Source organism: Psychrobacter immobilis (assembly GCF_904846065.1).
In the GTDB taxonomy this organism is placed as follows: Bacteria; Pseudomonadota; Gammaproteobacteria; order Pseudomonadales; family Moraxellaceae; genus Psychrobacter; species Psychrobacter immobilis_H.
In genome coordinates this window covers 682,600-694,819 of sequence record NZ_CAJGZV010000001.1, presented here as the reverse complement: position 1 = coordinate 694,819, position 12,220 = coordinate 682,600, and the positions used below count along the sequence as shown (strand labels likewise).

The following is a 12,220-nucleotide window of genomic DNA, read 5'->3' as shown; positions in this document are numbered from 1 at the left end:
TTGTTTGTCCTTTTTAGCTACCCAAAGTAATTGAAGCTCTCCATGATTAAACCAGCAAATCTCAATACCATTACCCTTTACACACTTGCCAGCTTAAGTTTATGCACGCAAGCATGGGCGGATACTACGTCTACCACAGAGCCGAAAGTCGAACCGCTAAAATCTGACACGGCTTCGTTATATCATGATGCTAACTCTAATCGAGATGAAAACCTCAATCAATTTGGTTATCGATCTCAACCTACCGAAACAACTGCCGAGCAGTCTGCTCCATCAGTACAAGGAGCACAAAATTGGACGGACGAACGCCGTGAAGAGGTCCAAGAGCAACTGCATGAATGGGCACACAAAATGGACGGTTGGTTCGGCGAACCGGATCCCAAAAAACCCGCCAAAGCCAGTTTACGAGTTGTACTAGATACCCGCTGGGTCAACGATCCACAATCAGGCAGTGACGTGAGCGTTGAACCTAGGATTCGCGGCCGCTTACGATTGCCAGTGTTAGAAAAAAGATTAAGTCTGATTATCGGTGATGAGGATTTGGATGAAGATACCTTCTTAAAACAGAATGTGACGGGCGATACTTACCAAGCAAGTACCAGTAACCAAGATGGACTCGTCAACAGAAGAAAAACGCGGGAAGACAATGGTTCTATCGCCCTACGTTGGTCACGTTTTAGTCATGAGGTTGAGCAGCAGTTAGGGGTCAAAACAGATATCGATGTCGGGGTTCGCTCGCTCGATGACTTATACGTAAAAGTGAGCGCCGATAAAGACTGGTATGACAATAAAAAATGGACTGTCACTAGTGATAGTTACTATCGTTATGGACTCGATAGTGAGCACTATGCAAAAGGCGGGCTAAATCTGCAATATGGCACAAATGCTGAGCGGTTCATCAATAATCGCACCGCCATCCGTTATCGCAATCAAGACAATGAAGAAAGCACAGTCTGGAGCAACGACCTCAGACAAGTGCACTATTTGGGCAATGAAAAACAGTTGGCTTATGGTGTCTCTACTGGCGGTTACTTTGACCATGATAAATCAACATTAAACAGCTATGGCCCTGCTATAAGCTACCGCCAACCTGTCTGGCGAGAGTGGCTTTATGTACAAACAGAGCTAAATTATTACAATGATAAAACAGCGGATAAGGACCATTACCCGTCAGCATTATTACGGATGGAAGCCTTATTTTAACCCTACTATCTATTGAATTGGTTGTATCATCATAGGTATAAATAGCCGATAGCAATGTGCACAACAAAGAGCATTTGTTTGCTTGTATTAACAATGACATATGACTCATTAGTTATATTAAATAACGTTATAGCGCTGACATTGGCGTTATAATAGCGGTCTATTACGTTACCTGTAATTAAATAAATTTCGGTCTAAAGTGAGCCTTTGTGCTCACTTTTTTTATTTTAAAAAATCAGGAGGTTTTTATTTTGAGTTCAGATGGCATCATCGAAATCCCTGGCATTATTATTTTATTCGCCTGTCTGCTACGTTGCGTGCAGTATTTACGACAGAGCTCTGCCACAAATACGTTTAAACAGATTCGAGCTTTTTGGTTGGCAGCGGTGCTGGTATTCTTTGCTGTGATACGCCGTGAGTTAAATTATCTACCAGACTTATTGGTTCCCACTGACTTTATGTTGTTCAGCCATTCTTATGACTGGTGGGAAGACCTCGTCCTGACCATCGTTTATGTGCTGATCGTTGGTTTATTGGCTTATTCATGGCGTTATCTTTGGTCAATATTAAAAAAAGTACCCGTTTCTTTGTATTTTAGCGTCGCCGCCTTGGCATTATTAGAATATATGGGCGAAAACGCCATTATGATTCCCGAAGCTTTTGGCGTCATCACAGAAGAGCTGTCAGAGACTGCTATTTATGGCATTGCCTTGATTTATTTGTGGCGCTTAAACTTAAACGAGTACGACTGTCAAGCAGAAGAGACGAGCGAGCTGCATTGTCAAACGGCTTCACACTAACGCAGAGTGTCTCTGCTAACAGTGATAACTGCTCATTATATTAATTACCATGCGCTCTACATCAATAGTTATACTCTCTAGCAAAATACATTTAGACGAATTTGTTATACTATAGTCGGTTCAATTTAAAAACAGTACAAAGCAACCGAGTGTAGATGTATATTTAATACTTCAAGCGAGGCTAACGCAGTAATATTATTATAGTGGAATGACTATAATAATAAGTCCGAGGGATAAGCATCCTAATATACGACCTCGATTTACTCATGATTAATAACGATTAAGTCACTTATTATGAATATATTGATTACAGGCGCATCACGTGGTATCGGCTTGGCCACCGCCAAAAGGCTGGCGGAAAAAGGTCATCATATTGGGTTATTTGCGACCAATACTGCCACACTTGAAAGCGCCATTAAAGACAAATCTTTTAAGAAAGCCGTCAAACAACAGCGTATTATTACAGGTCAGCTGGATGTCACCCAGCCTGATTCGTGGGACAATGCGATCAAGCAAATGATTGAACATTTCGGTGGTATTGATGTACTCATTAATAATGCTGGGGTGCTGGTCAGTGGCGCATTACCAACGACCAATCTAGATGAGCAATTGGCTTTAATTGACGTCAACTGTAAAGGTGTTTTGATTGGCTGTCATAAACTGGCGCCTTATCTGGCTGATAGCAAAGACGGCAAAATTATCAATGTGTCCTCTGCTTCTGCTATCTATGGTCAACCCGAAGTTGCGACTTATGCGGCCAGTAAGTTTTTTGTGCGAGGTCTCACAGAAGGCCTTAATATTGAGTACGAAAAATTGGGTATCAAGGTGATCGATGTGATTCCGCTGTGGGTCAAATCTGACATGACTGCCGATATCGAAGTGACCAGTATGGATCGCTTGGGCATCCATCTAACGGTCAACGATGTCGCCAAAACATTGTGTAAATTGACGACCAGTCCCAATCGTAAACTCAAAAGTACGCATTACTCTGTGGGCATGCCAGCAAAACTCTTTCAAGCAGTCTCGCAAGTCACGCCAGATTCTGTAATCCGCTGGGTCAATACCAAGGTTGGTGCTTAATAACAACATCACCTATTCGTTATACTGTTATTAACCGGTAACGCTTATTTAATATACAACCACACTTACGGCTGCTCAATATGAGTAGCCGTTTTGCTTGCCTCACGAATTTTTATGGCTTGCTCAGTGGTCTTATCGATAAAAGCATTGTTGCTGATAACCGTTTCTTTTATCGCCCCTGCTGCGCTGTCTTCCCGAATTTCAGAACCAACGCTAATCGGTAAGTTCACATCAGCAGCGAATTGATTACCAGCTATTAGCGTGCCATCGTCCTCCACGATAATGCCCTGCTCGACTTGCTCAAATCGATTATCGATGATCTGATTGTCCTTAGCGCTGTCTAAATGATAGCTGGCAAATGGCGTTTGCTTCAGCAAATAAGCACCGCATTCAAAACCTTTTAGATTGCGCGACTGTCTTGACGCCACCCAAACCCCGACTGGCTCGTCGTTAAAAGTATTGCCACGAATCATATTGTCACGGCTCGACTCGGTACGCTTAAAGTGATTGCCACGCGCCCGATCATCAGCATGCTCAAAGCAATTGCGATACAGCAAAATACTGCCTGCCCCATTATGGATAAATTGATTGTTTTCGATACGGTTATTGCTCGACGAATCCACGGCAATGGCCTCACGATTGGGCTTAAAGGTACGGAAACCATTACCGACAAACACCGAATTTTGAATCACATTATCGCGGCTACCAAATTCTAAATATAGCCCAACAGTACCTGAGTTTTGAATACGTACTTTATCAAAGCTTACGCCATGCACATGATCGCCGACGAACATGCCACTATTGATACTGTTTTGACTACTCACATTAATCACACGAATATCGCTTGGTGCAAGCGCACGATTGGCAGCAGGGTCTATCAAGCCGCGCGCATAACGCTGATTGGGCTGGCTATATTGGCGAATATGTAACGCATGACCATAGCCATCCACATGACAATTGGCAACGGTAATATCTTCGATAGCACTATCTGTTTTGGGCTTAATCATAATTGCGCTAACCTTTGATGCATCATCAGCGCGAGTACTGAGTAGTGCGCCCTGACAGTCGAGAGAGCTGTGCGAATCATTCAACTCAAAGCGTATCGACTTGGCTGTCAAATCACAGCTTGCACTGAGTACGCTGTGACCTTTTACCTTAACTATTTGCTTCGGCGTTAATTGTGCGCAGTCTATGATTGTCGTGGCTTTTGGCAGTTTGGCATCGATAATTAACGGCTGTTTTAAATCAGCCTTATCCAAGCTGCTATGGGCGCTGCTACCAGAAAAAGGTACACCTTCACAAGCCGTCAAACCTATTGTGGCACTGATTAAGGATATTGTGACGAACAACCTACTACTTGATACCATCGTATATTTCCTATTTTTATGTCTATCTTGTACTTGTCTTACATTTTTTGAACATCCTGTGACACCTTACTACTATTAGCAAGCGTCATAACACGTCACAATGTTTTTAATAAAGTCACAATGCTTTTAATAAATAAATCTTAATAAGTAAAATCAGTCACATCCATTAATAATAACTATCAATAATAAGGAAACCATGATGGACCATTCAAAAAGCCCATTACCAGAAGCAATGGATCACATTGAAGGTGATACGGACATCAATAATAACAGCCAAGAAATTGATTTGGCTGACCCTATGTTGCATACCATTGATAATGATGATGTCATTGACAATAGCGCAGGATTCGACAACTCACAAGCCGGAAGTGATGCAATTCAAGGGCTAACCCCTATCCATCATCAAAATATAGACGAATCGCGAATCGATGAAGTATTAGTGGACGATAATTTGGATGACAGCGATTACCCAGATATTGTCGATATCGCTGATAGAGATGCGGCGGAACGTAGTAATGATGACGATTTTTAACCACGCTCTTTCATGATAAAAAAGCTTTCAAACAATAAAAAAGCACGCTCGATATAATGGGCGTGCTTTTTTATTGTGCCTACTGTACTTCTGATACTAGGGTCTGTTAAACAACCAACTATAGCGCTGACAATGGCTGATCTGTCCAAACGTCTCGGTAACTGGTGTAGTAGGTAATCATACCTATTGGAAGCAGTGCTAACATACCTAGTCCTAGTGTAAAAACTACCATCAATATCATTATTATAGGAGCAATTAACCAAAAAACGAAAAATGGTAAGATATTTTTTAAACATCCTTTAAAACTCATTTTCATTGCCTGAACAGGCTCAATGTTGTGAAGCACAATTAAAGCAGGTGCAAACCAGATAGCCATAAGTACAGGAAATAATAGTACAAAAACCAATAAAACACCCAATACCATACCTGCAATCGCAACGTCACTTGACTCCTGAGCTAAAGACAAAGCCATACCACCGAATATAATCAGCATAGGTATCATTGCAACAATAACAGCTACTAAATACAAGACGAATAAAATAACTAATGGCTTGAGATGCGTATAAAAAGCTGAAAAAAGATGGTCAAACCTCAGCTCATTACCTATAGCTTGATCGGCACAACCTTTTATTATTCCACCAACAAAAACAAAGGAAAGAAAAGGAAAAATGAAATTTATCACGGGTACGCTACTACCAATCATAGCAATGATTAAATAAACAACACCAATAGCTAACCATAATAAAAATTGATCTTTAAATATTGCAAATGCTTTGGTAATCCAACTTATACCCCATCCTGCTTGGCACATTCGAGGTTCTACCAATAACTGCGGTAATAGGCCGCCATACTCGTCAGTGGGCGGTAAGTTCGGTGGTTGACCGTTAGGTTTTTGTAGAGACACAGAGGGTTGTGAATAATTGGAGCTGGACATATTTATCCTCAAAAATAAAGTTAAGCAAACGTAAAATTAACAATGACAATAAAAGTTTATTTGGCATAGTTTTACATATCAGTCACCAAAAATCCCAACTTTATTCCATTTTAATAAAATTCACTAAAATCATTTAGTCAAAAAAATACCGAACATGATGTCCGGTATTTTTTATGATTTACAAATTCAATTAATCAAGCCCAACCATCTAGCGTTCCCGCCCAGCCTTTGACCAATGGCGCACTGAGCGCTTCGAGCAAATCAATGTGCGCCTCATCCAAGTTCAATGCGGGAATATAGTGATATTCTTGTCCACCCGCGTGAAGAAAGTTTTCACGATTTTCGATGGCAAGCTCCTCTAGCGTTTCCAGACAATCAGCAGAAAAAGCCGGACTAATGACTTGTACCGAGCGCACACCTGACTTGCCCCACTCTTCTAATACCACGTCGGTATAGGGCTTGACCCATTCTTGCTTGCCAAAGCGTGATTGAAAACTGATAATCCATTCGTTATCCTTTAGACCAAGCGCGTGAGCCACTTGTGCAGCGGTACATTTACAACGCTTAGGATACGGATCACCTTTATCAGCATAAGGCTGCGGGATACCGTGGAAGCTAAACATCAACTTATCAGGCTTGCCATGCTCTGCTTGAAATCGGCGAATCGAATCAGCCAATGCTTGAATGTACAGCGGATGCGCAAAGTAATCTTTGACAATAGTATAGTTCGGCAAATTACGCTGCTTTAACGTCCACTTTGTCAACGCATCATAAACAGCACCTCCAGAGGAAGCGGAATACTGTGGAAATAATGGCAAGATAACAAAGTGATCAACGCCTTCACCGCGCAAGGTATCCATCACATCAGGCAAACCAGGATTGCCATAGCTCATCGCCGGATGGACAGAAACCCGAAATGGTGCGGCACTATTTGCAAGCCGTGGTTCTAATAGCTCCACTTGGCTCTTTAGTATCTTACGAATCGGTGAGTCGCCTTCCCAAATACTGGCATAGGCTTTTGCCACACGTTTAGGGCGGCTTGGCAATACAAACAAATTGAGAATAATCGCCCACAAGAATTTTGGAATCTCGATGACACGGGGGTCAGACAAAAACTGTTTTAAGTAACGACGTACGGCAGGCGCTGTTGGCTCATCTGGCGTACCTAGGTTCACTAATAGGACGGCAATACGGGGAGGCAGTTCAGGTTTCATAGCAGCACTATTTTATTATTAGGTTAATTAAAGAAGAATATGCGATAAAAGATTATTAAGTCATGATTGATTGAATGCTTTGTTAGTGTAGCATTTTATCCATTAATAACGCATGGTAAAAGTACACTTATACAATTTGATACTTAGTTGCTATTTATTGATAGTCAGCAATCATTGATTCACCCTAACCCTTCTCTACCTACCACCCATCGTCCCTAAGAACCATGCTTAAAAGGCTATGCTCAAAAGACTCGCTCGACGGTTGTACTCCTACGCGCATCACCATACAATAGGCAAGCACATTGTAAGAAAAACATTTAGAAAACAGTGTCGGCAAAGCAGTATTGGCAACACTGCCTATCGACAGTTTGCCCTTTTTATTTTATTGATGATTGTTGTCTTGCGAGGTAGCTTTGAACGCACGCCCTAATAATACCAGTGACCAGTCCCCGACAGATACGCTTCATTCGGCGAGCTTAGTTAATCCTGTGGACTCAGTCGGTTCAGTCGGCATTATCACGCCTCAGATTTTTCATTTCGCTGAGCCGTTGACGTTAGAATGTAATCGTACTTTGCCATCGTTTGATTTAATCATCGAAACTTATGGCACGCTAAATAACGACAAATCAAACGCGGTACTCATTTGCCACGCCCTATCCGGCAGTCATCACGCGGCAGGTTTCCATAGCGATGATGATAAAAAGGCTGGCTGGTGGGACAATATGATTGGCCCTAATAAAGCGATCGACACCAATCGGTTTTATGTCGTATGTGTCAACAACATCGGCAGCTGTTTCGGCTCTACCGGTCCAACGACCATTAATCCTGACAGTATCGATTCAGACCAGAATAATGTAAACAAAAACAGTTTAGACAAAGAAAGTTTAAACAAAAACAATCCAGCCAGTGAACTGCAAGTTTATGGCCCTGACTTTCCGCTCGTGACCATCAAGGACTGGGTAAAAACCCAAGCGATGCTGTCAGATCGTCTTGGTATTGATGTTTGGCATGCCATTGTTGGTGGTTCCATGGGTGGTATGCAGGCGCTGCAATGGTCAGTTGATTATCCAAATCGGTTGAAACGCTGCGTGGTCATTGCCAGCACGCCAAAGCTCTCAGCACAGAATATCGCCTTTAACGAAGTGGCGCGGCAGTCGATATTGTCTGACCCTGACTTCAAAGAGGGACGCTATTTACAAGCAGGCACCTACCCTCGTCGCGGGCTAATATTGGCTCGGATGGTTGGGCATATCACTTACTTAACCGATGACGCGATGAAGGCGAAATTTGGTCGTGATTTAAAGTCTGGCAAATTTATGTATGGCTACGATGTTGAGTTTCAAGTGGAGAGCTATTTACGCTATCAAGGCGAGCGCTTTAGCGAAAATTTCGATGCCAATACTTATTTGCTCATGACAAAAGCCTTAGATTATTTTGATCCAACACGTGATTATCCATCAGCCATGGCAACAGATTCGACAGAATCAGCAGCACAGCTTAAGGACTCGATTGCCACATCAGTGGAATCTAGTAAACAAAGCACGCAACCTGCGTTAGAAGATACGGTGGCAACGATAGATGAAAGTGAACAGAATCGTCAGCAAGAGCTGTCTGCGCTCAAAGCCGCCTTTGCCCATACGCAATGCCAATACCTAGTGGTCTCATTTACCACGGATTGGCGCTTTGCGCCGGAGCGCTCACAAGAGATTGTCGATGCGCTGATGGCGACTGGCAAACCAGTTAGCTACATCAATGTCGATGCGCCGCATGGTCATGATTCTTTCTTATTTGATATTCCTCGTTATATGGGTGCCGTCCGAGGATTTTTGACTGCGCCATTTATCACCGACAGCAAATCAAAACAACCAGCACAAAGCACAAATCAAAGCAGCCAGCAAAAAGCAGGAGCGCGCTCATGAGAATGGATCATCAATTGGCTGAGCGCTGGATTGCGCCGCACTCACATGTACTGGACTTGGGCTGCGGCAATGGTGAGCTACTCGCGCATTTACAACAAAATCGCGGCGTCACCGGCTACGGACTTGAGATTGACGAAGAAAAAATCAACGATGGTATCGCCAAAGGCTTATCTATTATCGAGCAAGACTTGAATGATGGTCTGGCACGTTTCGCTGATAACAGTTTCGACACCGTCGTCATGGCACGGGCGCTGCAAGCGGTGAAATCGCCTGATGTGCTCTTACTTGACATGCTACGTGTTGCTCGCGAAGCCGTCATCACCTTTCCCAATTTTGCTCATTGGCAAAACCGCATTCATTTAGGACTTAAAGGGATGATGCCTGTCTCAGAGGCATTGCCTTATGAGTGGTATAACACCCCAAACATTCATCTGTGTACGTTTAAAGATTTTGAGCAGCTTTGTGCACAGCATGATATTCATATCGTCAACCGCTTTGCCGTCAGCGATTCTGAAAAAGGTCATACGCCACTTATGAAAGCATTGATACGCCAAGCACCCAACCTATTGGCAGACGTCGCTATCTATCGTGTCACCAAACAAAAACCTGAATAATAGGTTTATCTACTTGGGGCGTATCTTTATTTTAAAAATGGTGATAAAAATGAGATAAATTGCCGTCAAACAAGGAAAGTAGCGCAAATAATATCGAGATATTGCTAAACTATTTGACGATGTTTGGCAAAATTTAACCATTTTTGCCCATTTAGAAGATAATCGATTGAATTGAAGACACGCCCTAGCATTGGTTGAAAGCAATAGCATGGCTCATAAATACAAATTTTAACCTCAATAGCTGGTTAACTTATTCTTACGCCTAAGTAACCCTATGATTTTATTGAGGACAATGAGGTATGAATAAGCATTAAATCATGTAATTAGTATTTGAGTTTCGTAAGTTTGGGTGTTAAGCTAGCAAAATAGTGTCAATCGCACCCTGATTCTGACCGTTTATCGGTTCGATTAAAGGAATTTGCCACAACACATCGATTAATTATATTGCTAATAATTAGGTAAGTTGGTATCGCAAGATTTCACCTAATTGTTATCGCCGTCTAAACCCTTTTAGCGGTGCAACTTTTTTTGCTTATTAACTGCCTAATTTTGGAGCTGCTATGAAATTATTAAAAGCTGCGTTGTTTACTGCCTTATTTTCTTGTGCAGGTCTAGCAAACGCTGAGTTAATATCAAACGTGCCACTTGATACGTCACGTTTTGAGCTAATGCCAGTCAGTGAGCTGTCTAACCGCGCTGCCCAAGGTAACGATCACGCTCAGTTTTATTTAGCCAAGCGCTTACAGAAAGGCGAAGGTATTGCAAAAAATACCCAACAAGCTATTCAGTGGTATACCAAAGCGGCTCAGCAAGGCGTTGCCCCTGCTCAGTTGAATCTTGCCATCATGTACTTGCGCGGTGAAGGTGTGCAGCCTAATTTGCAACAAGCGAAAGTTTGGTTAGAAAAAGCGGCAATGCGCGGCGATAACCGTGCCAGCTATACGCTTGCATTGCTCGATGAAAAGCAAAAAAATCTCGTCGATGCTTATAAATGGTACGATTTGGCTGCCCGTGACGGTATGCTCGATGAAAAAGTACGTAACAAAGCGCGCGGTAAAATTGGCCAGTTGGCATTGAACTTATCCAGTTCAGACATCGCTAGCGCTCGTAGCAAAGCGGATACTTGGTTTCAGAGTAAGTAAACTCTAATTTTGCTTTACGCAGTGAATATGAAAAAAAGCTCAGTATCTTACTGGGCTTTTTGTTGTCTATCTTTATTATTATAATCACCACCTATATCTTTCTTAAGAATGATAAAACCTCCAAAACTTCCCTAAAATTTGCTACACTACGCCCGCATTAGTCAATTCCACAATTGCACTAGTGTTATGAATCTTACTAATTAGTTTCAACCGTTAATTTTAAAAAGCACCTTAAACCCAACGCACTAGGTTTGCGACCTAGCCAGCAGGAGAAAAACATGAGTACCCTTCAAGACCATAATATAGATAGCAATATCCAAAACAGCACTGTCACCGACAACAAATCAACCCCTGCCTACGATAGCGTCACCAATAACATCGTCGTTGCCGCTCTATATAAGTTCACGCGTTTTGCTGACTTTGAGCAATACCGCGAGCCAATTTTAAATAATATGCTCGATAATGATGTCAAAGGCACGTTATTGATTGCTAATGAAGGCATTAATGGTACGATTTCTGGCACACGCCAAGGTATTGATAACGTCCTTGAGTATCTGCGCAGTATCGAAGCGATTGGCAGCTTTACCTTTAAAGAATCTTATACCGATGCTCAGCCTTTTTATCGTACCAAAGTGAAGCTCAAAAAAGAAATCGTTACCATGGGCGTTGAAAATATCGACCCATTGCAATCAGTTGGACGCTATGTAAAACCAAGCGAATGGAATGCGTTAATCTCAGACCCTGACGTCATTCTTATCGACACCCGTAATGATTATGAAGTTAAAATCGGTACGTTCCAAAATGCCGTCAATCCAAATACCGAAACGTTCCGCGAGTTCCCAGAATACGTCGCAAAAGAGATGGATCCAGCCAAACATAAAAAAGTCGCGATGTTCTGTACTGGTGGTATACGCTGTGAGAAGTCTACTGCTTATATGCGTGAGCAAGGCTTTGAAGAGGTGTATCACTTAGAGGGCGGCATCTTAAAATATCTAGAAGAAATTCCAGCCAGCGACTCTATGTGGCAAGGCGATTGCTTCGTTTTTGATAACCGCGTGTCGGTCAATCATAACTTAGAAAAAGGCAACTATGAGCAATGCTTCGCCTGCCGTATGCCCATTACTGTCGATGACATGCAAAGCCTTGCTTATATCAAAGGTGAGTCTTGCCCGCATTGTATTGATAAAGCAACGGATGAGCAAAAAGCCAGATTTCGCGAACGTGAGCATCAAATGCAGTTAGCAAAAAAACGTGGCGAAGCACATATTGGTAGTGATGTGATTGATGTGATTGAGAAACGCAAAGCCGCTAAAATCGAAGCACGTCGTCAAGCAGAAGAAGCCAATAAAGCTAACGCTGAATAAATTTAAGCTTGATAAAAGCAAAAAAGGACGCCCCAATCAAATTTTTGATTG

The 12,220-nt window shown here is 42.4% G+C and carries 11 protein-coding genes; 8 read left to right on the top strand and 3 right to left on the bottom strand.

Translation table 11 applies throughout. The annotated features are described in order from the left end of the window. The first annotated feature begins 42 nt into the window (after nucleotides 1-42). The 3 genes from JMW64_RS02945 to JMW64_RS02935 all read left to right on the top strand — a co-directional run bounded on the left by JMW64_RS02945 (nucleotide 43) and on the right by JMW64_RS02935 (nucleotide 3,083). Entirely contained in the window at nucleotides 43-1,203 is a 1,161-nt protein-coding gene (locus JMW64_RS02945) for a hypothetical protein (RefSeq protein ID WP_201552955.1), read from the top strand. A gap of 251 nt (nucleotides 1,204-1,454) precedes the next feature. Then, nucleotides 1,455-2,003: a hypothetical protein gene (locus JMW64_RS02940; RefSeq protein WP_227690144.1), complete on the top strand. Its 549-nt coding sequence runs from the start codon at nucleotides 1,455-1,457 to the stop codon at nucleotides 2,001-2,003. A gap of 294 nt (nucleotides 2,004-2,297) precedes the next feature. After that, on the top strand, nucleotides 2,298-3,083 hold the full coding sequence (locus JMW64_RS02935; RefSeq protein ID WP_201552951.1) for an SDR family NAD(P)-dependent oxidoreductase: 786 nt from the start codon (nucleotides 2,298-2,300) through the stop codon (nucleotides 3,081-3,083). Between the two features lie 65 nt (nucleotides 3,084-3,148). Here the strand turns inward: JMW64_RS02935 and JMW64_RS02930 are convergent, their stop codons facing one another. Continuing rightward, the gene (locus JMW64_RS02930) at nucleotides 3,149-4,450 is read right to left on the bottom strand and encodes a right-handed parallel beta-helix repeat-containing protein (protein WP_201552941.1); all 1,302 of its coding nucleotides are present in this window, start codon (nucleotides 4,448-4,450) and stop codon (nucleotides 3,149-3,151) included. A gap of 196 nt (nucleotides 4,451-4,646) precedes the next feature. Between JMW64_RS02930 and JMW64_RS02925 the strand changes: the two genes are divergently transcribed. Next, nucleotides 4,647-4,982, top strand: coding sequence for a hypothetical protein (locus JMW64_RS02925; RefSeq protein ID WP_227694043.1), 336 nt, complete (start codon nucleotides 4,647-4,649; stop codon nucleotides 4,980-4,982). Between the two features lie 118 nt (nucleotides 4,983-5,100). Here the strand turns inward: JMW64_RS02925 and JMW64_RS02920 are convergent, their stop codons facing one another. Next, entirely contained in the window at nucleotides 5,101-5,916 is an 816-nt protein-coding gene (locus JMW64_RS02920; protein WP_201552938.1) for a BPSS1780 family membrane protein, read from the bottom strand. Between the two features lie 194 nt (nucleotides 5,917-6,110). Continuing rightward, nucleotides 6,111-7,130 (bottom strand): ferrochelatase, encoded by a 1,020-nt coding sequence (hemH, locus tag JMW64_RS02915; protein WP_201552935.1) that lies wholly within the window; start codon nucleotides 7,128-7,130, stop codon nucleotides 6,111-6,113. 488 nt (nucleotides 7,131-7,618) lie between these two features. Here hemH and metX point away from each other — a divergent pair, with 488 nt between their 5' ends. From metX to trhO, 4 genes are all read left to right on the top strand, one after another. Next, nucleotides 7,619-9,049, top strand: coding sequence for a homoserine O-acetyltransferase MetX (gene metX / locus JMW64_RS02910; RefSeq protein ID WP_201555008.1), 1,431 nt, complete (start codon nucleotides 7,619-7,621; stop codon nucleotides 9,047-9,049). Further along, the gene (gene metW, locus JMW64_RS02905; protein ID WP_045443684.1) at nucleotides 9,046-9,663 is read left to right on the top strand and encodes a methionine biosynthesis protein MetW; all 618 of its coding nucleotides are present in this window, start codon (nucleotides 9,046-9,048) and stop codon (nucleotides 9,661-9,663) included. Before metX ends, metW begins: the two co-directional genes overlap by 4 nt. 560 nt (nucleotides 9,664-10,223) lie before the next feature. Further along, nucleotides 10,224-10,805 (top strand): tetratricopeptide repeat protein, encoded by a 582-nt coding sequence (locus JMW64_RS02900; RefSeq protein WP_045443681.1) that lies wholly within the window; start codon nucleotides 10,224-10,226, stop codon nucleotides 10,803-10,805. Between the two features lie 278 nt (nucleotides 10,806-11,083). After that, nucleotides 11,084-12,169 (top strand): oxygen-dependent tRNA uridine(34) hydroxylase TrhO, encoded by a 1,086-nt coding sequence (gene trhO / locus JMW64_RS02895; protein WP_201552932.1) that lies wholly within the window; start codon nucleotides 11,084-11,086, stop codon nucleotides 12,167-12,169. The last annotated feature ends 51 nt before the right edge of the window (nucleotides 12,170-12,220 follow it).